Here is a 21,483-nt window from a genome sequence, read left to right as displayed (position 1 = left end):
GACGCGTTCGCTTCCCTGGAGGAGGTCAGACCGGGGAGGTGCCCACCAGTAGCCCTCGTCCCGAGGGTCCCCCCTCGATGAACTCCACCTTCAGCCCCGCGTCGCGGAAGGCCGTCTCGTACTCCTCCCTGGTGAAGAGCGCGATCCGGTGGACGTCGACGAAGTGTCTGACTCCCAGGCCTGCGTCGGCCACCACGAAGTGCACCTCCATGACCGTGTCCCCGCCCTCACGAACCGAGTGCGAGACACGGGAGACGCTGCGCCGTCCCTCCTCCACCACGTGGGCGGAGACGTATCCCTCGATGAACGTCTCGGGAAACCACCAGGGTTCGACGACGACGACGCCACCGGGTTCCAGGTGGCGGGCCAGGCAGGAGAGCGCCAGCCCGAGCTCGATGGTGTCCCGCATGTATCCGATGGAGCTGAACATGCAGGTCACCAGGGAGAAGGTGGTACCGAGCGAGAAGTCCCGCATGTCCCCGGTGTGCAATCGTGCCGAGGGGACCCGTCGCCGGGCGAGGCCGATCATCTCCTCCGACAGTTCGACGCCCTCGGCCCGCTCCACCAGATCGGCGAAGTGCTCCAGGTGCGCACCGGTCCCACAGGCCACGTCGAGCAGGGAGGAGGGCAGGATCCCGCGCCGTTCGGCCAGGTCCATGACCTGGGAGACCTCGGCCGCGTAGTCCTTGCCGCGACCTCGATAGACCAGGTCGTAGACCTCGGCGTGATCAGCGGTGTACATGCTGTCGATCCTCCTGTGCCGGTGGGGCGGGGGTGAGGTGGTCGTCCACCGGGAGGTCGAACCGGTGTCGGTTCTCGCCGTACCACTCGACCGTCCGGGTCAGGCCCTCGACGAAGTCGTGACGGGGCGCGTAACCGAGTTCGTCCCTGGCCTTCGACCAGTCGACCGAGTAACGGACATCGTGGCCGGGTCGATCGTCCACCCTGTCCACGCGATCCCATCCGGCGCCACAGGCCGTGAGGATCAGGTCGGTGAGTTCGTTGTTGGTCAGCTCCGTGCCGCCGCCGACGTTGTAGAGACCTCCGGGGGATCCCAGGGTCCTGACCAGTTCCAGCGCACGTACGTGGTCCTCCACGTGCAGCCAGTCCCGAATCTGGGTGCCGTCCCCGTAGAGCGGCAACCTTCCACCGGCCAGCAGCCGACCGACGAACAACGGGATGACCTTCTCCGGGTGCTGGCGGGGACCGTAGTTGTTGGAACAGCGGGTCACCCGGACGTCCATGCCATGGCTCACGGCGTAGGAGAGGGCCACGAGGTCGCTGGAGGCCTTGGCCGCGGAGTAGGGCGAGCTGGGCCTCAGCGGATCCGACTCGGTGCTGGAACCGGTGGGAACGGGCCCGTAGACCTCGTCGGTGGACACGTGCACGAAGGGGCCCCTGCCATGCCGGAGGGCGGCGTCGAGCAGGGTCTGGGTCCCCAACACGTTGGTGCGCACGAACGCTCCGCCGTCGACCAGGGAGCGGTCCACGTGGGATTCGGCGGCCAGGTGCACGATGTGGTCGGCCCGGGCGACGAGGGGGTCGACCAGGGGCGCGTCGCAGATGTCACCGTGGACGAACGTGAAACGTGGATCGTGGGCGACGGACACCAGGTTCGCGAGATCACCGGCGTAGGTGAGCTTGTCGAGCACGGTCACCGAGGCCACGGGGGGACCCTCGGGGCCGAGCAGGGCACAGACGTAGTGGGAGCCGATGAAGCCGGCCCCTCCGGTTACGAGTACATGCGGGAACAACCGTCGGACACCACCTTGTCGTCATCCTTCGCCCGTGTCCGAAGCCGTACCGGGTGCCCTCGGAAGGGGCGGGACGCGGGCTACGGGGCACAGGGGCCGGGAGAAGTGCTTCGTTTCTAACACGCCTCCGACAGGATCGATAAGGGATTCCTGTCACAAGAACGGGTTACCGCACACTGTGTAATGACCGGCCACCTTCCCTTAACCGAAAGTAATGACGAGTTATTCACAAGAGTTCTTCTTTCCGTGGTTCCGTCAATTCCCTGATAATCATGCCCGATATGATCCGGCACCGGAAATACAGTTTCCGGTCATGGGCCCGTGAGGAATGAGGCTATTTCCGAAACTCTCTTTTCGACGTTCCGCCGCCGCGGCCGGAAAACCGACTTCTCCCACGCCCCCGCTCAACCCCCCGCACCGCGCCGGGCGCCGAAGAGGACTGCGCACCGCCCCCGCCGAAGATTCAAGCCGGGCGCGGGTAAGGGCTTTCCACCTCTGCAACCGTCGAGCACCTCGCCCCCGATGATCACCTACGGCGATGAGGTCGTTTTTGAGAAACTCCCGCGTCTTACTCACGTTCATCGGGAAAACCTCAGGGGAACCGAGTTCCTGGTTCCTCCCCACCAACTCGGAGACAGTGGAACCTGGACCCACCCGCACAACAGACGGTAGATCGAATACGCACAGCAGCGACATGATCACAGAAGTCCGAACCCCGCCGGCCCGAGTCGGATCGAAAACGCGAGAACGTACCTCGGACAGCCCTCAGGAGAGGGTGGAGCACAGGCGCCGGCACCGAGAAAAGGATCCCCACAGCAGATTCCCATCCTCGACCGATAAACGAACGAAGTCCGACCGACCGTCGATTCCAGACGTATCCCATGACGAAAGAACAGGGAGCTATATGGCCTCGATCAACGCCGCAGACGCGCAGGACTCCTGCCCCGAAACCGACATCGACGACGTGCACGGGGCGGGCAAGAGCGGATATGGGACTGTCATAAATGATCTTGAAAGAAAAACAATGACGACATCACCAGAGCACGCAGGAACGCGCCTCTGGAATGAGAGACGGACTTCCCAGGACCATGCCCGAAACAACGAACAAGCGGGATTCTCAAATATCACGTCCTGGCAGGTCACAGCGCATAATTGAATTTTAAACGAGAAACTCCCCCAAGCCCGGATGTCACGAATCCAGCGAAGCCACAAACCGATACAGAAAACCCATCATGACTTGTCACCACGGTGTCACATTAACGGATCCTTAAGGCCCCCTGAAGCGGAGACCCGAAGAGGATCAGCGAGCGAAACGGTTGAATACGACCGCCCATTCTGGTTATGTTCGGCCGTGCTGGATTTCGAGATTCCGTGGCCCTGACCGCGTACCACGGAGACGCTTCCCCGCTCAGGAGCTCCGGGCCTCGGGCCCCGTGCACTTCGGACGCGAGGTGGCTCTCCGGTCAAGGTCCGTATCCGCATCGGAGGAGACATGGTGTCCCAGACCTCGCTCGGATTTACCGCCACGGACCCGGCGCCCCTGACCACGACGATCAGGATCGAGGCACTGCTCGGCCGTCTGTCCCGTGACCGGGCGGATGACGTCCGGGTCTTTTACCCGGCCCGCATCGGTGCCTGTGTCGCGATGCGGACGACGCCGCACCGTCTGATCACGTCGGGGGCCGGCGTCCGTATCGTCAGTGACCGCCGCAATCTGGAGAACGCGGAGTTGCGCGCGGCCCTGCACCAGATGCAGTCCTCGGGAGCGCACGTCCGGGTGGCCCACGCGGTACCCCACTACCTGGCCCTCATCGACCAGCGGATCGCGGCGATCGCCCCCAGAGCCGAGAGCGCGTCGGACAAGGCCGTCACCCACCGAAGCCCGACGATGATCTCGGGGATGCGCGCCCTGTTCGACCTGACCTGGCGAACGGCCGACACCTTGGACGTCGACGATCCCCCCGCCGGCTCGGCCGCGGGCCCTCCACCGACGGACCCCCTCACCTGCGAGATCATCCGACTCCTCAGTGAAGGGGTGGGGGACGAAGAGGCCGCCACCGAGCTGGGCATGTCACTGCGGACCTTCCGCCGGCACGTGGCCGGCATCAAGGACATGGTCAAGGCCCGAAGCCGCTTCCAAACAGCCGTCAGACTCGCCCGGAGAGGTTTGCTGTGAAGGTCTCCGCCACCTCGACACGTCCCCCCGACTCCCTGGAGTTCCGACTGCGGGGGGCTCGCCCTCTCGCCTTCCACCCCCGAGTCACCCGGGTGGAGCACGAAGGTCGGCACCTCGTCGTCAAGAGGGCCCGGGGTTCGAACAGCGGGTCCGAAGACCTGGCACGCGAACTCCGGGCCAACCTGATCGCCGCCTCGGCGCGGACCCCGGCCGGCGACCCTCTCTGCTCGGCCCCGCTCTGGCACGACGACTCCCGCCTGGTCTTCGACGCGGACCCCGACGACGTGACGCTCCAGGACGCGCTCACCACGTCATGGGAGACCGGTCACGCCCGCCGTTGCGGCGCACTGATCGCCACGACCCACACGCTCGCCCCGGACGGCCTGCCACCGGCCCGGCCGGAACGGCCCCGGCTCTTCCCCCTGACCCCCGAGGAGTACGCCACCACCTCGGATCAGAGCATCGCGATGCTGCGCCGGCTGGACGATCATCCCGAGGCCAGGCGGGCGTTGGAGTCCGTACAGCGACCCACGGTCGACGCGACGATCCTCGTCCACGGCGACCTCAAGCCCGACAACGTCCTACTCAGGCCCGGCGACCCCGACGAACCGCACCTCATCGACTGGGAACTCGCCGGTGGGGGAGATCCGCACGAGGACCTGGCCGCGTTCCTGGCCGGGGTCCTGGCGTCCTCTCTCAACGAGCGCATCCACCGATCGCGCGCGGACCGCCCCGCGGAGGTGGCCTCGGCCCTGAACGCGAGCGCGGCCGCCTCCTTCCGGTACTTCGCACTCCTGATGGAGGGATACCGATCGGTCCGCGACATGGAACCCGACCTCGACCGCCTGCTGCCGCTCATGGGTTCACGACTCCTCTGCCGCGCGCAGTCCCTCGCGACCCTGAGCAGCCAGGTCGGGGCCGTCCCGACCGTTCTGCTGCTGGCGACGACCGGCATGCTCACCGACGTCGCCACGTCCGCGGAACGGCTCCGAACCGTCCTCGCCGAAGGAGCCGAGACATGACGACCACTCCACTGATCCCGGCCACCCGTACGATCCCGGAGGCCACCGTGCACGACTGGTGCGTCCGGGTGTCCCGGGCCCTCGTCCCGGAGGACGGGGGCCGCCGCTGGACCCGGACCGCGACGGGGGAGGTGAGCGAGGAACGCGGCCTCCCGGGACAGGTCCGCCGACTGCGCGGCTGGATCTACCGTGACGTCCACCTGTCCGGGGAGACCGACACCGAGGATCACGGGACCGACCGCGGCGCCGTGGATCTGCTCACCGAACTCGCCACCGGCACCTGGCCCTCCGGCGATTGGCGTGTCCTGGGTGGGGAGGGCGCCGAGGTCGAAGCCGTTCGACGGGGCGTCCGCCTGCGCCTGCCCTCCGACCGGGTGCGCGGAGGCGCCGGCGGTACGGCCACCCTCATGTTGCCCCGCGCCCGTCCCGGCGCGTTGTTCGGCTGGTTCGCTTACACGGGCCCTCAAGGGCCGGCCGACCGACCCGACGCCCGCCTCTACCTCCATCTCCCCTCCCTGTCCGACCGCGCGGTCATGTCCCGGGTGTTCACCTTCCTGGAGGAACTGGACGTGCCCTGGCAGGCCAAGGCGGCGATCCGCGGCCCGGAGCGCCCCCGACCCGACTCCTTCGTCGTCTACCTGGACTCGGCCATGACCGAGCGCGCCGTGGCCGGGCTCCTGGCACACCGGGTCCCGGACGTCCTCGACGCCACGGTTCCCGGGTTCTCCGTGTGTGTGGCCCGAGGCACGGCGTTGGCGGTCCATCCTCCGGGCTTGCGCGCGGGCAGCTTCGGGGCCGGTGTCGCCGACCTCTTCTCGCGGTTCCTCTCGGAGCACGGCACCGACGGCCTCGCCGACCGCATGCTCGACGCCCTCAACACCGCCCCCGAGGAGGTGGCCGCACCATGACGGCGTCGCCCGCCACCACCCGCCGCGTCGAACCGAACGGTGACTCCTGGGACTGGTACCTGCCGTCCTCGGGGGCCCTCCCCACCCGGAACCGCCCTCCGGTCTCCCTCCCCGCCCGGGAGATCGGAGGGTCCGTGGCCTTCCTCCCGCCCTCGCCCTCCGACGACGGATACGAGATCTACCGTTCGGTGCGGGGTCGGCTGACCATCGCCGACGCCCTACGGGCACCTGTCGCCCTTCCGATCGAAGCGGAGCGGGGACTGCCCCATCTGGTCCACCTGGCGGTGAAGGGCTGTTCCTCGGAGGACGACACCGGCACCGATCCCTCCCCCGCGCTCTGGGAGGTGGCGCACCGGTTCCTGGAGGAGTGCGCGGATCTGGGGATCGAGGAGGCGTCCCGTGTACGCGCCCTGTTGGGTCGTGTGTCTCCGGATCCGGCCTTCCTCCGGTACTCGTCCCAGAGCACGCTGGGTCTGGGTCGCCTCGTGCTCGGTGCCCATCCCGACACCGGAGAGCCCCGTTTCGACACGGCCACGGCGCTGGTCCCGTCGGTCTCGGTGCCTCTCGTGCTGAACCTCAGCCGGACCCTCGCCGAGATCCAGCTCACCACCCGTCTCTTCGCGGCCGCCGGCAAGTCGAGCGCTCCCTCGCTGTCCCGTGTGGCCGCTTCCTACGGTGCCCTCGCCGTCGGGGACTCCCCATCGAGGGTGGCGACCCTGCGCACGGGCGCCGCGGTGCTGGTGGTGGACCACGCCCGCCGGTTGGCCTCCGTGAACGGGATCGACCCGCCCACCGTCGCCCTGGAACTGTCCGTCGCCGCGGCGCTGCTGGACCGGGCGGCCGACGGATCCCGCACCTGATCCTCCCTACGAAGGAGAACGGTATGAAGCTCCCCCACATCCCGCTTCCGCGGGGCAATCTCCTGATCGTCGGGACCGGTGCCCTTCCCGTGTCCCTGTTGCCGGGATGGGTCCTGTACCTGCGCGAACTCATGGGCTGGAACACCAGGGTGTGCCTGACCCACTCCGCCACCCGCTTGGTCTCACCCGAGGCCTTGGCCTCGTTGTCCGGCCGGCCCGTGCTCGGACCGGACTGGGCGCCCGAGACCGGGACCGTCGACCATCGTGAGGCCGCCGAGTGGGCCGACCTCGTCCTGGTCGTCCCGGCCACCGGTGCCTTCCTGGCCAAGAGCGCCCACGGCATCACCGACAGCCTGGCCCTGGCCACCGTCGGGTTCACCCGGGCCCCCGTGTTCCTCGTCCCCTCCCTGGGAGGTCCGCGCGTGGGCGCGGGCGCGGTCCGACGCAACCTGGCCCTGCTCGGTGAGGACGGCTACCACGTGGTGCCACCGGAACGAGGGGTGTCCGCGCACACCGGGTCCGGAGAGGAGGGGGCCATGCCGTCGGTCTTCTCCGTGCTCCGGTTCGTGGCGGACTCCGGCGCCCTGGGCGACCCCCACGAACCGTCCGAACCGGAAACGGAGGCCGGAGGAGCCCGCGAGAGGGAGAAGGAGGCGAGTCGGGCGTGAGCACACCACACCACGGGGGACGCCCCGTCATCCCCGCCGACGGGGCGGACCTCTTCCATTGGCTGGAGGACGGCACGAGCGAGGACGTTCACGCGTGGGAGATGGAACGGGCCGCGGAGTTGTCCGCGCACCTGGACCGTGACGGCCTGCGCGGGGCGGCCCGGGAACACCTGGCCCCCTTCATGGAAGTCGGTGGCTACGGTCTTCCGCGCCGCATCGGCGACAAGTCGATCTATCTCCGTTTCGAGCCGCACCGGGATCACCCGGTTCTCGTCATGGCGGACGGGATCGGGGCGGAGGCCGACCTCTCGGCGCTGGTGATCTTCGACCCGCGGGAACGTGACCCCGAGGGTTCCGACCTCCTCGTCGACTGGTCCGTCTCCCCGGATGGACACCGTCTCGCGGTCGTCCTGGCGCCCGCCGACGGGGGCCCGGCCAGGATCGAGCTGATCGACCCGTGGACCGGCGCCCCGGCGGGGGATCCCTTGGAGGGCTGCCACCCCTTGGCGCCCGTCTGGTTCCCCGACGGTTCCGGGATTCTTTACGTCCAATCCCGGGGCGGCGGTGGGTCGACACCGCGCAGAACCGCGGCCCTCCACCTTCTCGACCGTCCCGAGACCCCCGAGTACGAGATCCGGGGGGTACCCGAGGACTTCCTGGTCCAGCGGGTCGGGGTCGCCCGGTCCGGCCACCGACTGATGGTGCAGGCCAGGCGCGGGCGCGCCACTGGTGTGTGGCTCGGCGCCCTCGACATCACCGGTGCGAACACCTCCGTGTCGGCCGTCCACGCCGCGTCGGACTGCGTCGCGTCCTTCCGCGGCGACCACCTCGACATCCTCACCCGGCACGAGGCCCCGCGCGGGCGACTGCTCACCCTGTCCTTGGACGGGGACATGGGTTGGCGGGAGACCGTCCCCGAACGGCCCGACGAAGTCCTCGTCCAGGCCGTGGGGACCGGGGCCGACGACCGCCTGCTCACGGTCTGGCGTGCCCAGGGCGCTTCCCTGGTCCGGGCCCATCGACCCGGTGACGACCCCGGTCCGGGCGAACGGGTCGACCTCCCCGGGATCGGCTCCGTGACCGATGTGGGGGCCGACCCCTCCGGTGACACGTGGATCTCGTGGACCGACTTCGTCACCCCGCCGTCCCTTTTGCGGTACGCGGCCGGCGGGGCCGAGGCCGTACCGACCCTGTGGGCCCCGGGGTCCGCCCCGCCCGGGCTCGTGTCCTGCGAACGCCACGATGCCATCGCCGACGACGGGGTGGCCGTGCGCGTCTTCGTCATCGGTCCCTCCGCCCCGCGAGGGCCCGCGCCGACCCTGCTCACCGTGTACGGGGGGTTCGGCCTGGCGTACACGCCCACCTTCTCCGCGGCCGCCCTCGCCTGGACCACGGCGGGCGGCCGATGGGCGATGGTCACCGTTCGCGGCGGTGGGGAGGAGGGGGAACAGTGGCGGGAGGCCGCGCGCGGACGCGCCAAGTACCGTTCGGTGCGCGACCTGCACGCCGCCGCCGACCACCTCGTCGACTCCGGGGTCGCCGCCGCCGGACATGTCGGGCTCCTGGGCTCCTCCCACGGCGGCATGTTGGCGGCGGCGGCCGCGGTGGACCGGCCGGGGACCTACGCGGGCGTGGTCGCGTCGGCCGCGCCACTGGACATGCTGGGTTTCACCCGATGGCCCGCCGGAAGGGCCTGGATCCCCGAGTACGGGGACCCGGAGGACCCACTGGACCGGGCGGCCCTGGCCGCCTACTCGCCGTACCACAACCTGCGTCGCGGCACCCGTTACCCGCCCTTCCTCCTGACCGCGCTGGAGTTGGACGGTCGGGTCGACCCCGCTCACGCGCGCAAGTTCTGCGCCGCCCTGCGGATCTGTCAGGACGGTGCCACGGAGGAGCCACCGGGTGTCGCGCTCTACGCGCTGCGGCCGCGGCTCGGACACGGATCCGGGACCCTGTCGGCCCGCAAGGCACAGGCGGTGGACGAGTTCTGCTTCCTCGCACGTGCTCTGGGGCTGTCTCTGGACGAGCGACCGACGTCGCTCACCACCAACGCCGCGCCGGGCGATCGGTCACCGCTACCGGCACCCGGGCCACGAGGGTGAACGTGCCGTCATGCTCCTCAGCACTCAGTCCACCCCCGCGTTCGGCGACACGTCGACGCATTCCGCCGATGCCGTTTCCCCCGTCGGGGTCGGCGGCGGTGCTCGCCCGCGGCACCCCGTCGTTGCGCACCGTGAGTTCCAGGTGATCACCCTCGCGCGACCACCGGATGAGGCAGGTCGTCGGGGTAGCGTGACGCAGCATGTTGGTGACCGACTCGCGGACCACGCTCCCGAACACCCCGCTCAGTTCCTCGTCCACGTCGTCGAAGTCGCCCTCGATCTCGCAACGCACGGAGGCCGAACGCAGGAGTCGTTCCGCGGCGCGCACCTCCTCGGGCAGATGGGTGGCCCGACGGTTGCGCACCAGTGCCCTCACGTCGTGCACCGCGCCACGCGCGACCGACTGGATCTCCTCCATCTCGGCGCGCGCACGCTCGGGTTTCGCCTCCACAAGCCGTGCCGCGAGCTCACCCTTGAACGCGACGACCTCCAGGGCCCGGCCCAGGATGTCGTGCAGATCCTCGGACAGGCGCAGCCGCTCCTCGGCGACCGCGAGCCGCAACGTCGTCCGCTCCGCACTGACGGTGCGCTGCCACAGCATGGGACCGGTCGCCTCCCAGTACCCGATGAACATGACGACGAAGAAGGCGAGCAGGGCCTGCTGGCCGCTGTCCGCGTCGGCCTCCTGCGTCTTGACCAGGTACACGCAGGTCGCCGCCGCCATCCCGACGGAGAGCGCGTAGTAGGGACCCAGCCGGTTCCGGTGGGCGGTGATCACGTCCGCGGTCGCGGTGCCCGGGAGCAGCAGCCACATCCAGGGGACGGCGACCCACTCCATCGCGAACCAGGTGGCCGCCATCGATACCAGCACCAGCATCCACGTGATGACCGTACGACCCCGCGGCGAAGGCCGCCAGGGCAGGACATCGGACGTCAAGGTGCGCAACAGGAAGAACACACCGACCAGCGCGACCAGGAACAGGGCCCGGAACGTCCCGGGAAAACCCGCGACCAGGGAGACCACCGGGACGACCACCACGAAGACCATCGTGAGGTAGTGGTTCCGGCGCACGTGACGCAGGACCACACCATCCGGGGTGATGGCCTCATCGGGCCGCTGACGATCGCTCATGGGGCCCGCTCCCTGGAGGGTGACGTCGGCATGCGGACCGATCGTACAAACGATTCCCAGACAAGGAAGGCACCGAAGGTATGAAGGGGATCCTCCTCGCGGGCGGAACCGGCAGCCGGCTGTACCCGCTGACCCACTGCACCTCCAAACAACTCCTACCGGTCTACGACAAACCCCTGATCTACTACCCCCTCTCGGTTCTGATGCTCGCGGACATCCGCGACATCCTCATCATCTGCGCACCCGACTCGATGGCCCCGCTCCAGACGCTCCTGGGCGACGGATCCCATCTGGGCCTGAACCTGACCTACGCGCTCCAGCACGAACCCCGGGGGATCGCCGACGCCTACGTCATCGGCGCCGACCACGCGCGCGGACAGAGGTCCGCGCTGGTCCTGGGGGACAACGTGTTCCACGGGTCCGGGTTCTACGACCTGCTCGCCCGCGCGCGCCGGGAATTCACCGGATGCGCCCTGTTCGGGTACCCGGTGTCCGATCCCCGGCGCTACGCGGTCGGTGAGGTGAACGAGAGGGGCGAGCTGACCTCGTTGGAGGAGAAACCGCTCGACCCCCGTTCGGACAACGCCGTGACCGGGTTGTACTTCTACGACCAGGACGTGGTGGACATCGCCGCCGAGGTGAAACCGTCCGAGCGCGGCGAACTGGAGATCACCGACGTCAACCGCGAGTACGTTCGACAGGGTCGGGCCGACCTCGTCCAGCTCGGCCGCGGGTTCATGTGGCTGGACGCGGGAACACACGATTCCCTGTTGGAGGCCGGTCACTACGTGGAACTGCTGGCGAACCGGCAGGGGGTGCGAGTGGCCTGTGTGGAGGAGATCGCGGCCCGAATGGGCTTCATATCCACCGACGAGTGCCACGAGTTGGGGGCACGCATGTCCGGTTCCTCCTACGGCTCCTACGTGATGGCCATCGCCAAGGACCTCACCGTCCCCTCCGGTGCCGCTTGAACGTCCCCCCGACTTCTCTGGCGCCCGCACCCCGGGGCCGACGATAATGGCCCTACCGTGCGACAAGGCGTCGCACACGGACGTCCCCGGGGAGGGAAACCTGATTCGTGTACTGCTCGCCGAGGACGAGGCGATGACCCGTGAGGCCATCGCGGCTCTCCTCGATCTGGAGCCCGACATCTCGGTGGTCGGCCAAGCGGACAACGGCGGCGACGCCTTCAGGGCCGCGTTGGAGCTGCGCCCGGACATCGTCATGTTGGACATCGAGATGCCCGACGGTGGACTCGTGCTTCTGGGCAGGTTGAGGAAGCACTGCCCGAACGTGCGCTGTGTCATCCTCACCCGCCACGCCAACCCGGGAACGTTACGACGGGCGTTGAAGGAGGGCGCGACCGGCTTCATCGCCAAGAGCACGTCCGCCCAGAGCCTGTCCAAAGTCCTCAGGCGCGTCGCGGTGGGGGACCGGTACGTCGACCCCTACCTGGCGGCCGACGCGCTCGCGGAGCCGAGCTGTCCACTGAGCGAGCGGGAACTGAGCATCCTGGCCGAGGTCGACCAGAGCAACACGACCAAGGACATCGCCGCCAAGCTCCACCTGGCCAACGGCACCGTGCGCAACTACCTGTCGGGGATCCTGGAGAAAGTCGACGTCAAGACCCGTTACGAGGCCGCCGAGCTGGCACGTGAGGCGGGCTGGATCTGAGGCTCCGTGGCACTTAGTTGCCAATTTTCGGAGAGACCTTGGCTGAGCGAAGGAAATATTCGATTCTCGTAAGGGCCCAGCCAGTGAGGCGCAGGGATCCCCCCGATCCCCGCCCATCACACCAGAGGAGAATCGGTATGAACCAGTCCGCGAACATCTTCGGTGACATCGAGCTGCTCAGCACCGCCGGCGCCCAGGCCGCTCAGGAGGACATGAGCGTCACGCTGGACGAGGGTGTCGACGCGCCGACCAGCGTCCCCTGCGGCATCACCATCTCCATCACCCTCGACTGCTAAGAGCCTTCGAGTTTCCTTCCCCACGGTTCGGGCCGGTCTCCGCATGGAGGCCGGCCCTCCACGTGTTCGGGGGACTTGTCGACATGACGATGCGCCTCGTTGTCGACATGGCGACCCTGGCCGCCCAAAGGTCACCCACGGCGTCGCGCTTCGGCCCCCGCGAGGATCAGGTCCAGGGCCTGGTCGAAGTAGGTGTTCTCCACCGCCAGGGCGTCGGCCTTGGCCAGCGCGGCGGAGACCGCGCCCTCGTGCCCCTCGGGATGGTCGGCCTTGGCCACCCGCATGGCCACGGCCGACGTGGCCGCACCGAGGATCTGGTTCGACACCGCCCTGATCATGACCGCTTGGCCCTCCTCGTCGGCACCGGACCCCTGGATCGCCTCGACGATCCGCCGTGACAGGGCGATCGCGTTGGGGCCGAGCAACGGTCGCGACCCGGCGAACTCGGCGGCCCACGTATGCTCGGTCAGGGCCATGTAGAAGCGATGCGCGGTCTCTCTGACCGCGACGTCCCAAGGCACGTCCGCCCCGGGCAGGGCCGAGGCGGCCCCCGCCAAGACCTCGTCCACCGCCAGGTCCACCAGGTCCTCGCGGCGTTCCACGTACCAGTACAGACTCGTCGCGTGCACCTCCAGTTCGGCGGCGACCTTGCGCATGGTGAGCGCCGAGGTCCCGTCACGGTCGAGCAGGGCGATGGTCCCTCCGACGATGCGGTCCCTGCTCAGCGCCGGCTTCGCGCGGCGTTTGCGCGGCGAGCGCTGGAAGACGCTGTCGAACTGCTGCTCGGATCCTGTATCAGCCATGTCCGACAGCATATCCACAATCCGACGTTGTATGTCTTAATCCAACAGTGTATGTTTCTGGGCATGGCAACAACGAACCCCTCCACGCACCCCTCCACGCACCCCTTGTCCTCCGCCCCTTCCACCCCCGACCAGTCCCGCACGACGGTCGTCGCCCCCCACGGACTCAGCGCCTTCTTCCTCCTGGCCTTCGCCTTCTCCTGGACGACCTGGTGGATCTTCCCCCGCCTGTTCCCCGGCGCCGACCCGACACCGGCCGTTGTCATCGGAGCCTTCGGCCCGATGGTGGCGGCGGTCATCGTCACCGCGGCCACTCAGGGCCGCCAGGGGGTGGGCGCGCTCTTCCGCCGCCACTCCCTTCGCCGCCGGGGCGGACTCATGCCCTACGCGGCCGCCGCCCTGATCCTTCTCGCCATCGCCGGATCAGCGGCGCTGCCCGTGTACTTGGGCCAAGCGACCCTGGACGAGGCCGCCCTTCGGCAGGCCCTGATGACCGTTCCGATTCAGTTCCTGGTCATCGCTCTGGTCGGTGGCGGCAACGAGGAACTGGGCTGGCGGGGCTTCGCCCTGCCGAGGCTCCAGGGAGCGCACAGCCCCCTGGCCGCGAACGTGATGCTGGGGATCATCTGGGCCGTCTGGCACGCCCCGCTGTTCTTCATGGCGGGCACCTCCCAGGCGAACATCCACTTCCCCTCGTACGTCCTCCTGTGCCTCGGGATCACCGTCGTCCTCGGCTACGTGTTCAACACGGCCCGAGGCGGAGTGATCGCCGCGGTGATCACTCACGCCGCGATCAACGTCGCCTCGGGACTCAAGGGTGTGGCCGTGGGCGCCCCGGCCTCGCCCATCGAAGTCGGGCTGGTCCTGCTGGTCGCCCTGTTCCTTCTGGTCTGCACCCGCGGACGCCTGGGCCTGAGCCGGGACACTCGCGTCGAAGGCTGACATGACGAAGACGACCCTGCTCGCGCTTGAACGCGCGGGCAGGGCATGGCCGCGTTCCGTTCATTAGGGTTCCGGTATGGACACACGAGTGACGGGCCTCCTCGTGGAGAACGGGAGAGTACTGCTCCTGGACCAGGACACCGACGGTCCTCGCAGATGGAGTCTGCCCGGCGGGCGGGTCGAGGAGGGTGAGCGGCTCGGCGACGCCCTGGTGCGCGAGATGCGCGAGGAGACCGGGGTCGAGGTCGAGGTGGGACGCCTGTTGTACCTGTGTGACCACATCGTCCCGGAAAAGGGTTTGCACGTCGTGCACATCACCTTCGAGGTTCGCCGTACGGGTGGTTCTCTGGGGGATATCGTGGAAGGGCTCGACTCGCGGCCGATCCGAGGCGTGGAATTCGTGAAGACGAGGGATCTTCCCCAGCTCGGATTCAGCGAGCGTTTCGTCCGATTGGTCGAGGACGGGTTTCCCGGGGCCGGTTCCTACATGGGACCGAAGTCAGCGATCGGACTGTGACAGGACGTTGATCAGCCGCTGGTCGTGTTCGCCCGACCCCGCGTGGCGCACGCCTTGGCGCAGGGCATGAGAAAAGGCCCCCGTGTGGGAGCCTTTTCGCTGGTGGGCGTACCAGGACTTGAACCTGGGACCTCATCCTTATCAGGGATGCGCTCTAACCGACTGAGCTATACGCCCTCGTTCCGTCAGGAACTCTACCGTATCCGGGGGGCCTGGGCGAACCGGAGACCTCCTGGCACGAGGGAGGGGACACGGAATGAACCGCGTCCCTCTTCACCTCCCATTTTAGCCGGTTCCCGCAGTGCTCGGGCCGGTCCGGAACGCACGTCGGGCCCGGCTCTTACCAGGAGAGCCGGGCCCGAAGGGTACCGAAGCGCTACTCAGCCTCGGAGAGGGTGACGTCGACGCCGCCGACCAGGTCAGCGACCAGGTTGTACACCATCGCCCCGACCGTGGACAGAGCGGTCAGCAGCACGACGTTCAGCGCGCCGATGACACCGGTGTATCCGAGGACACGTCCCGGCGAGAACCAGGCGGCCGGGTTCAGACCCAGCTCGTCGTCGCCACCATCGCCCTCCAGGAGGGCGTTGATCATGTTGGTCAGTTCGTCGAACACACCCAGCATCGACAGGACCGCGTAGATCACCGCGACGGCGACGAACAGGATGATGAAGCACACGAGGGCGACCACGAAGCTGAACTTCATGACCGACCACGGCTCCACCCTGGAGACCGTCAGATGCGCCTTCCGGCTCGCCAACGTCGCCTTGACGGCGGTCGGGCTCTCCGGTTCGGGTGTGGACTTGGGCTCGGTCGTGGATTCCGACGTGGATTCAGACACCACTGTGCTGCCCCCCGTTTCCTGCTCGGCGGTCGCCTCCGAGGAGTCCGCAGCGGTCGGTTCCGCCGTCTCCACGTTCGAGTCCCCGGCGCCACCCGCCGCGTCGGAATCGTTGCTTCTGGTGTTCGACTGATTCTCAGACATAGAAACGTTACCGCTGGACTTTCGTTGAGACGGGTCGATCCGTGAGTCCCGTGGGGCCGCCGAAGCGAACCCCACGGGACGTACTGCGTATAACGCGCAGTCTAGGCCTCGGGGTTGCCTTCACCCGCGACCTGGCTGTCACCCGTGTCGGCGTTCGCGGCCTCGGCCGCCTCGACGGCGTCCGCGACCTCCTCGGCCTCGGCCTCTTCGGCGGCCTCCGCGTTGGCGGCCACGGCGACGATCTTGTTGCCCTTGGCGAGATTCATCAGCCGAACGCCCATGGTGGTACGACCGGACTGCTTGACCTCGCCGGCACCGGTACGGATGACCCCGCCGGCGGAGGTGATCGCGAAGATCTCGTCGACCTCCGGGTCCACCATCAGGGCGCCGACCAGCTTGCCGCGGGCCTCCACGACCTTGGCCGTCAGCACACCCTTGCCGCCACGGTTCTGCGTCGGGTACTGCTCCGAGGGGGTCCGCTTGGCGTACCCGTTCTCGGTGGTGACCAGGACGTCGGTCGACCCGTCACCGGGCCGGATGACGTCCATGGACAGTAGGTAGTCGCCCTCCAGGAAGCGCATGCCGATCACACCGCTGGTGGCACGTCCCATGGGACGCAGCGACTCGTCGGAGGCGGAGAAGCGGATCGCCTGGGCATCGCTGGAAATCAGCAGAAGGTCGTCCTCGGGGAAGACCAGTCGGGCGGCGATCAGCTCGTCGTCCTCCCGCAGGTTGATCGCGATGATGCCCGCCGCGCGCGCGGAGTCGAAGTCCTCCAGGCTCGACTTCTTGACCAGACCCTCGCGGGTGGCCAGCACCAGGTACGGCGCCGCTTCGTAATCGCGCAGCGCCATGATCTGCGCGATCTCCTCGCCCGGCTGGAACGGCAGCAGGTTCGCGACGTGCTGACCGCGCGCGTCACGGGCGGATTCCGGCAGCTCGTAGGCCTTCGTCCGATACACCCGACCCTGGTTGGTGAAGCAGAGGATCCAGTGGTGGGTGGTGGTGACGAAGAAGTGCTGGACGATGTCGTCCTGCTTGAGCTGAGCCCCGCGCACACCCTTGCCGCCGCGCTTCTGCGCCCGGTAGTTGTCGATGCGGGTGCGCTTGGCGTATCCACCGCGGGAGATCGTGACGACCACGTCCTCCTCGGCGATGAAGTCCTCCATACGCATGTCACCCTCGAACGGGATGATGTGCGTACGCCGCTCGTCGCCGTACTTCTCGACGATCTCGCCGAGCTCCTCACGGATGATCGCGCGCTGGCGCACGTCGGAGGCGAGGATGTCGTTGTAGTCGTCGATGAGCGCCATCAGCTCGTCGTACTCGGCGGTCAGAGCGTTGCGCTCCAGCGCGGCGAGCTTGCGCAGCTGCATGTCGAGGATGGCACGGGCCTGGATGTCGTCGATCTCCAGCAGACCCATCAGACCGGTACGCGCCTCGTCGGCCGAAGCGCTGGCCCGGATGAGGTTGATGACCTCGTCGATGCGGTCCATGGCCCGCAGCAGCGCGCGCAGGATGTGCGCCCGCTCCTCGGCCTTGCGCAACAGGTACTTCGTCCGGCGGACGATGACCTCGACCTGGTGCTTGACCCAGTGCCGGATCATCTGGTCCAGACGCAGGGTGCGCGGCACCCCGTCGACCAGCGCCAGCATGTTGGCGCCGAAGGTGTCCTGGAGCTGGGTGTGCTTGTACAGGTTGTTCAGCACGACCTTGGCCACGGCGTCGCGCTTGAGCACGATGACCAGACGCTGACCGGTACGGCCGCTGGACTCGTCGCGCACGTCGGCGATGCCGTTGATCTTGCCGTCCTTGACCAGGTCGGCGATCTTCAGCGCGAGGTTGTCCGGGTTGACCTGGTAGGGCAGCTCGGTGATCACCAGGATCTGGCGACCGCGGCTGTCCTCCTCCACCTCCACCACGGCGCGCATGGTGATCGAGCCGCGCCCGGTACGGTACGCCTCCTCGATGCCACGCTTGCCCACGATGAGGCCGCGGGTCGGGAAGTCGGGGCCCTTGACCCGGGCCATCAACTCGTCGAGCAGCCGCTCGTCGTCGACCTCGGGGTGGTCCAGGTACCAGTAGACACCCTCGGCGATCTCGCGCAGGTTGTGCGGCGGGATGTTGGTCGCCATACCCACCGCGATACCCGAGGAGCCGTTGACCAGCAGGTTCGGGAATCGGGCCGGCAGAACGACGGGTTCCGAGGAACGACCGTCGTAGTTGGGCCGGAAGTCGACGGTCTCCTTGTCGATGTCCCGGAGCATCTCCATGGCCAGGGGAGCGAGCTTGCTCTCGGTGTAGCGCATGGCGGCGGCCGGGTCGTTGCCCGGCGAGCCGAAGTTGCCGTTCGGGTCGACCAGCGGCATCCGCATCGACCACCACTGGGCCAGACGGACCAGGGTGTCGTAGATGGCGCTGTCGCCGTGCGGGTGGTAGTTACCCATCACGTCACCGACGACGCGGGCGCACTTGAAGTAGCCGCGGTCGGGGCGGTAGCCGCCGTCGTACATGGCGTACAGGACGCGCTGGTGGACCGGCTTGAGGCCGTCCCGGACGTCGGGGAGGGCGCGTCCGACGATGACGGACATCGCGTAGTCGAGATAGCTGCGTTGCATCTCGACCTGGATGTCGACGGGTTCGACCCGGTCCGTCACACGTTGCGGGGACTCCATGGAGGGGTCTCCGCCCTCAGGGGCGTCGGGGTTATTCGCATCCGTCACGGATGTCGATCCCTTCTAAGCTTGCTGGAGCGAGTGGAACGGGGAGGACCTAGATGTCCAGGAAACGGACATCCTTGGCGTTGCGCTGAATGAAGGAACGCCGGGACTCGACGTCCTCACCCATCAGCACGCTGAACACCTCGTCGGCTTGGGCCGCGTCCTCCAGGGTGACCTGGAGCAGGACACGGTTGTCGGGGTCCATCGTGGTGTCCCACAGCTCGTTGGCGTTCATCTCGCCCAGACCCTTGAAGCGCTGGACCATGTCGCGCGGGCGCGGGTCCCTCTTGCCGGCGGCGATGCCTTCCTCGATGACGCGGTCGCGTTCGGCGTCGGAGAAGGCGTAACTGGCGTCCGAACCCTTCTGGTCCCACTTGATCTTGTAGAGCGGGGGTGCGGCCAGGTAGACGTTCCCGGCCTCGACCAGCGGCTTCATGAAGCGGAACAGCAACGTGAGCAGCAGGGTACGAATGTGCTGACCGTCGACGTCGGCATCGGCCATGAGGACGATCTTGTGGTACCGGAGCTTCTCCTGGTCGAAGTCCTCGTGGACCCCGGTGCCCAGGGCGGTGATGATCGCCTGGACCTCGTTGTTCTTGAGGATCCGGTCGATCCGGGACTTCTCCACGTTCAGGATCTTGCCCCGGATGGGCAGGATGGCCTGATTGTGGGGGTTACGACCACCCTTGGCGGAACCACCGGCGGAGTCACCCTCGACGATGTAGAGCTCGCACTCCTCCGGGGCCGTGGACTGACAGTCCGACAGTTTGCCCGGCAGGGAGGTGGTCTCCAAGAGGGTCTTGCGACGGGTCAGGTCACGGGCCTGGCGGGCGGCCACGCGGGCGCGGGCGGCCTGACTGGCCTTGGACACGATGTCCTTGGCCTCGCCGGGGTTGCGCTCGAACCAGTCGCGCAGGTGCTCGTTGGTGACCTTCTGGACGAAGGACTTGGCCTCGGTGTTGCCGAGCTTCGTCTTGGTCTGGCCCTCGAACTGCGGGTCGGCGAGCTTGACCGAGATGATCGCGGTCAGACCCTCACGGATGTCGTCACCGGTGAGGTTGTCCTCCTTCTCCCGCAGCAGCTTCTGGTCCCGGGCGTACCGGTTGACCAGGGTCGTGAGCGCGGAGCGGAAACCCTCCTCGTGGGTGCCGCCCTCCGTCGTGTTGATGGTGTTGGCGAAGGTGTGCACCGACGAGGTGTAGGACTGGTTCCACTGCATGGCGATCTCGGCGGAGATGCCCTCACCGTCCTCCTCGAAGGAGATGATCGACGCGTGCGCCGGCTCCTTCTTGGAGTTGATGTAGTTGACGAAGTCGGCCAGACCCTGCTCGTAGTGGTAGGTCTGCACCAAGGGACCGTCGTCGGTGTGCTCGGGGCGCTCGTCCCGGATGGTGATGGCGAGCCCCTTGTTGAGGAAGGCCATCTCCTGAAGTCGACGGGAGAGCGTGTCGAACGAGTACGCGGTGGTCTCGAAGATGGAGTCGTCGGCCCAGAAGGTGAGCTGGGTACCGGTCTCCTCGGTCGCCTCGCCCTTGACGAGGTCGCCCGTGGGGGCGGTCATCTCGTAGTGCTGGCGCCACACGTATCCGTCCTTGCGGATCTCCACGTCCAGTGCCGTGGAGAGCGCGTTGACGACGGAGATACCGACACCGTGCAGACCGCCGGAGACCGCGTAGGACTTACCGTCGAACTTACCGCCCGCGTGCAGCGTGGTGAGGACGACCTCGACGGCCGGGCGCTTCTCCACGGGGTGGAGGTCGATCGGGATACCGCGACCGTTGTCGGCCACCCTGACACCGCCGTCGGCGAGCAGGGTCACTTCGATCGCGTCGGCGTAACCCGCCAACGACTCGTCGACCGAGTTGTCGACCACCTCGGAGACCAGGTGGTGCAGACCACGCTCCCCGGTGGAGCCGATGTACATACCCGGACGCTTGCGTACTGCCTCAAGCCCTTCGAGAACCGTGATTGATCCTGCGTCGTAGGCCAAGTGGGAACACCCTCCTGCTGGGGACGCCTGTCGGCCGCGGCCGAACGGACGACGGTCAACCCACGGCAGGGTGACCGACAAGGGGCGGCAAGCCGCGGACCTGGGGTGTCACCGTTCGCCGCACGGGCCGCCCGCCCACCCTCTACATGGGGGCGTGGTACCGGCTACAGGCGTCTGAAGAACCGACTCCATGATACCCCGCGCGGCGCGACAAAGTGGCATTGGCGGCGCTGTGCCGCACCAGAACGAACGATCGGGGCGGGAGCCGAGCCCCTACACGCGGGAGACCCCTTGAACAAGTTCCCGCGTGCTTCAGTGCCCTCCGAGGGGCCGACGGCCCCCCTCTCCTCGGATCGGTGCCGGAGGGAGCCAAGTGGAACCCGAGGCGACCACCGCCCCTCAACCCACTCAAACCACCCTAAAACCCCTGGTCACAGAGTCACCTCCGGCGGGATCCCGGCCCCTTGACCTTGATGGTGACGACGGCGCCGTCTCCCAACTCCTCGTTCAGACGTCGCATCAGATCCCGCACCATCGCGCGTGCGTGAGCCGCCATCGTCGGTGAATCGGCGACGACGACCAGTTCACCTTCCGAATAACTCTCAGGGTGGAGATGTTCGGCATTGAAATCGCCCACGATGTCAGCCCAGCGTCCGAAGACCCCGCCGACGGCCACCTGCTCCTGCCAGCCGTGTTCGATCAACCACGTCCGAACGGCGTCACCGAACAGTTGGGGTTCGTTCCGTGACCGCAATCGGCCACGCCTTCGTGCCCGTGGAGCACCACGGGGGACCGCACCGCGTTCCCGTGCCTCGGCCCGAGCCCGGGCGAGAGCCTGTCGGGCCAGATCCGCCCCGGTCGCCGACGGGGGAGCCGGCGTCGTGTCCGCACCGGAGATCGCACCGGACGTGGACGCGGGGGAGGGGGAGGG

At 67.9% G+C, this 21,483-nt stretch carries 19 protein-coding genes and 1 tRNA gene; 11 read left to right on the top strand and 9 right to left on the bottom strand.

Annotated features, from left to right (window positions below; genetic code table 11):
* Nucleotides 1-25: 25 nt before the first annotated feature.
* Together BQ8420_RS29045 and rfbB are read right to left on the bottom strand one after the other, a co-directional pair.
* Nucleotides 26-742, bottom strand: coding sequence for a class I SAM-dependent methyltransferase (locus BQ8420_RS29045; protein ID WP_087103320.1), 717 nt, complete (start codon nt 740-742; stop codon nt 26-28).
* On the bottom strand, nt 729-1,754 hold the full coding sequence (gene rfbB / locus BQ8420_RS29040; protein WP_087103318.1) for a dTDP-glucose 4,6-dehydratase: 1,026 nt from the start codon (nt 1,752-1,754) through the stop codon (nt 729-731). Before rfbB ends, BQ8420_RS29045 begins: the two co-directional genes overlap by 14 nt.
* A 1,492-nt stretch (nt 1,755-3,246) precedes the next feature.
* Between rfbB and BQ8420_RS29035 the strand changes: the two genes are divergently transcribed.
* Genes BQ8420_RS29035 through BQ8420_RS29010 form a run of 6 tightly spaced genes read left to right on the top strand, consistent with a single transcriptional unit; the run spans nt 3,247 to nt 9,493 of the window.
* On the top strand, nt 3,247-3,930 hold the full coding sequence (locus BQ8420_RS29035; protein ID WP_087103316.1) for a hypothetical protein: 684 nt from the start codon (nt 3,247-3,249) through the stop codon (nt 3,928-3,930).
* Complete coding sequence (locus tag BQ8420_RS29030) at nt 3,927-4,952, top strand: aminoglycoside phosphotransferase family protein (RefSeq protein ID WP_087103314.1); 1,026 nt, start codon at nt 3,927-3,929, stop codon at nt 4,950-4,952. The genes BQ8420_RS29035 and BQ8420_RS29030 overlap by 4 nt, the downstream gene beginning before the upstream one ends.
* Complete coding sequence (locus BQ8420_RS29025) at nt 4,949-5,860, top strand: T3SS effector HopA1 family protein (protein ID WP_087103312.1); 912 nt, start codon at nt 4,949-4,951, stop codon at nt 5,858-5,860. The genes BQ8420_RS29030 and BQ8420_RS29025 overlap by 4 nt, the downstream gene beginning before the upstream one ends.
* A complete protein-coding gene (locus BQ8420_RS29020; protein WP_087103310.1) occupies nt 5,857-6,720 on the top strand; it encodes a hypothetical protein in 864 nt (287 codons plus the stop codon). The genes BQ8420_RS29025 and BQ8420_RS29020 overlap by 4 nt, the downstream gene beginning before the upstream one ends.
* A gap of 23 nt (nt 6,721-6,743) precedes the next feature.
* Nucleotides 6,744-7,388 (top strand): flavoprotein, encoded by a 645-nt coding sequence (locus tag BQ8420_RS29015; protein ID WP_087103308.1) that lies wholly within the window; start codon nt 6,744-6,746, stop codon nt 7,386-7,388.
* Nucleotides 7,385-9,493, top strand: a complete 2,109-nt coding sequence (locus BQ8420_RS29010) for a prolyl oligopeptidase family serine peptidase (protein WP_087103306.1) — start codon at nt 7,385-7,387, stop codon at nt 9,491-9,493. Before BQ8420_RS29015 ends, BQ8420_RS29010 begins: the two co-directional genes overlap by 4 nt.
* Here BQ8420_RS29010 and BQ8420_RS29005 read toward each other — a convergent pair.
* Nucleotides 9,432-10,625: a sensor histidine kinase gene (locus BQ8420_RS29005; protein ID WP_087103304.1), complete on the bottom strand. Its 1,194-nt coding sequence runs from the start codon at nt 10,623-10,625 to the stop codon at nt 9,432-9,434. The genes BQ8420_RS29010 and BQ8420_RS29005 overlap by 62 nt on opposite strands.
* An 80-nt stretch (nt 10,626-10,705) precedes the next feature.
* Here BQ8420_RS29005 and rfbA point away from each other — a divergent pair, with 80 nt between their 5' ends.
* From rfbA to BQ8420_RS32100, 3 genes are all read left to right on the top strand, one after another.
* Entirely contained in the window at nt 10,706-11,596 is an 891-nt protein-coding gene (rfbA, locus tag BQ8420_RS29000; protein ID WP_087103302.1) for a glucose-1-phosphate thymidylyltransferase RfbA, read from the top strand.
* Nucleotides 11,586-12,299: a DNA-binding response regulator gene (locus BQ8420_RS28995; protein ID WP_235006555.1), complete on the top strand. Its 714-nt coding sequence runs from the start codon at nt 11,586-11,588 to the stop codon at nt 12,297-12,299. Before rfbA ends, BQ8420_RS28995 begins: the two co-directional genes overlap by 11 nt.
* 137 nt (nt 12,300-12,436) lie before the next feature.
* Nucleotides 12,437-12,595: a hypothetical protein gene (locus BQ8420_RS32100; protein ID WP_157090917.1), complete on the top strand. Its 159-nt coding sequence runs from the start codon at nt 12,437-12,439 to the stop codon at nt 12,593-12,595.
* Nucleotides 12,596-12,726: 131 nt separating this feature from the next.
* Here the strand turns inward: BQ8420_RS32100 and BQ8420_RS28990 are convergent, their stop codons facing one another.
* A complete protein-coding gene (locus tag BQ8420_RS28990; protein WP_087103299.1) occupies nt 12,727-13,410 on the bottom strand; it encodes a TetR/AcrR family transcriptional regulator C-terminal domain-containing protein in 684 nt (227 codons plus the stop codon).
* A gap of 39 nt (nt 13,411-13,449) precedes the next feature.
* Here BQ8420_RS28990 and BQ8420_RS28985 point away from each other — a divergent pair, with 39 nt between their 5' ends.
* Together BQ8420_RS28985 and BQ8420_RS28980 are read left to right on the top strand one after the other, a co-directional pair.
* Complete coding sequence (locus BQ8420_RS28985; protein WP_087103297.1) at nt 13,450-14,340, top strand: CPBP family intramembrane glutamic endopeptidase; 891 nt, start codon at nt 13,450-13,452, stop codon at nt 14,338-14,340.
* Nucleotides 14,341-14,416: 76 nt separating this feature from the next.
* Nucleotides 14,417-14,857 carry an NUDIX domain-containing protein gene (locus BQ8420_RS28980; RefSeq protein WP_235006554.1) on the top strand — a complete coding sequence of 147 codons (441 nt, stop codon included), beginning with the start codon at nt 14,417-14,419 and terminating at the stop codon, nt 14,855-14,857.
* A gap of 100 nt (nt 14,858-14,957) precedes the next feature.
* Here BQ8420_RS28980 and BQ8420_RS28975 read toward each other — a convergent pair.
* From BQ8420_RS28975 to BQ8420_RS28955, 5 genes are all read right to left on the bottom strand, one after another.
* Nucleotides 14,958-15,034: transfer RNA gene (locus tag BQ8420_RS28975), tRNA-Ile, on the bottom strand.
* A 199-nt stretch (nt 15,035-15,233) separates the two neighbouring features.
* Entirely contained in the window at nt 15,234-15,842 is a 609-nt protein-coding gene (locus BQ8420_RS28970) for a DUF3566 domain-containing protein (protein ID WP_087103293.1), read from the bottom strand.
* Nucleotides 15,843-15,943: 101 nt separating this feature from the next.
* A complete protein-coding gene (gyrA, locus tag BQ8420_RS28965; RefSeq protein ID WP_200816142.1) occupies nt 15,944-18,565 on the bottom strand; it encodes a DNA gyrase subunit A in 2,622 nt (873 codons plus the stop codon).
* A 49-nt stretch (nt 18,566-18,614) separates the two neighbouring features.
* Nucleotides 18,615-20,552, bottom strand: a complete 1,938-nt coding sequence (gene gyrB, locus BQ8420_RS28960; RefSeq protein WP_087103289.1) for a DNA topoisomerase (ATP-hydrolyzing) subunit B — start codon at nt 20,550-20,552, stop codon at nt 18,615-18,617.
* 439 nt (nt 20,553-20,991) lie between these two features.
* Nucleotides 20,992-21,450 (bottom strand): DUF721 domain-containing protein, encoded by a 459-nt coding sequence (locus tag BQ8420_RS28955; RefSeq protein ID WP_200816145.1) that lies wholly within the window; start codon nt 21,448-21,450, stop codon nt 20,992-20,994.
* Between the last annotated feature and the right edge of the window lie 33 nt (nt 21,451-21,483).

Source organism: Nocardiopsis sp. JB363, assembly GCF_900143625.1.
In the GTDB taxonomy this organism is placed as follows: Bacteria; Actinomycetota; Actinomycetes; order Streptosporangiales; family Streptosporangiaceae; genus Nocardiopsis.
The sequence above is the reverse complement of the archived record's forward strand: the minus strand, read 5'-3'. Positions and strand labels throughout refer to the sequence as shown.

What these genes read in the sequence shown, in the direction of transcription:
- BQ8420_RS29045 (WP_087103320.1), bottom strand. Translation starts at nt 742, where the DNA reads ATGTACACCGCTGATCACGCCGAGGTCTACGACCTGGTCTATCGAGGT.
- BQ8420_RS29035 (WP_087103316.1), top strand. Translation starts at nt 3,247, where the DNA reads ATGGTGTCCCAGACCTCGCTCGGATTTACCGCCACGGACCCGGCGCCC.
- BQ8420_RS29025 (WP_087103312.1), top strand. Translation starts at nt 4,949, where the DNA reads ATGACGACCACTCCACTGATCCCGGCCACCCGTACGATCCCGGAGGCC.
- BQ8420_RS29020 (WP_087103310.1), top strand. Translation starts at nt 5,857, where the DNA reads ATGACGGCGTCGCCCGCCACCACCCGCCGCGTCGAACCGAACGGTGAC.
- BQ8420_RS29015 (WP_087103308.1), top strand. Translation starts at nt 6,744, where the DNA reads ATGAAGCTCCCCCACATCCCGCTTCCGCGGGGCAATCTCCTGATCGTC.
- BQ8420_RS29005 (WP_087103304.1), bottom strand. Translation starts at nt 10,625, where the DNA reads ATGAGCGATCGTCAGCGGCCCGATGAGGCCATCACCCCGGATGGTGTG.
- rfbA (WP_087103302.1), top strand. Translation starts at nt 10,706, where the DNA reads ATGAAGGGGATCCTCCTCGCGGGCGGAACCGGCAGCCGGCTGTACCCG.
- BQ8420_RS32100 (WP_157090917.1), top strand. Translation starts at nt 12,437, where the DNA reads ATGAACCAGTCCGCGAACATCTTCGGTGACATCGAGCTGCTCAGCACC.
- BQ8420_RS28990 (WP_087103299.1), bottom strand. Translation starts at nt 13,410, where the DNA reads ATGCTGTCGGACATGGCTGATACAGGATCCGAGCAGCAGTTCGACAGC.
- BQ8420_RS28985 (WP_087103297.1), top strand. Translation starts at nt 13,450, where the DNA reads ATGTTTCTGGGCATGGCAACAACGAACCCCTCCACGCACCCCTCCACG.
- BQ8420_RS28980 (WP_235006554.1), top strand. Translation starts at nt 14,417, where the DNA reads ATGGACACACGAGTGACGGGCCTCCTCGTGGAGAACGGGAGAGTACTG.
- BQ8420_RS28970 (WP_087103293.1), bottom strand. Translation starts at nt 15,842, where the DNA reads ATGTCTGAGAATCAGTCGAACACCAGAAGCAACGATTCCGACGCGGCG.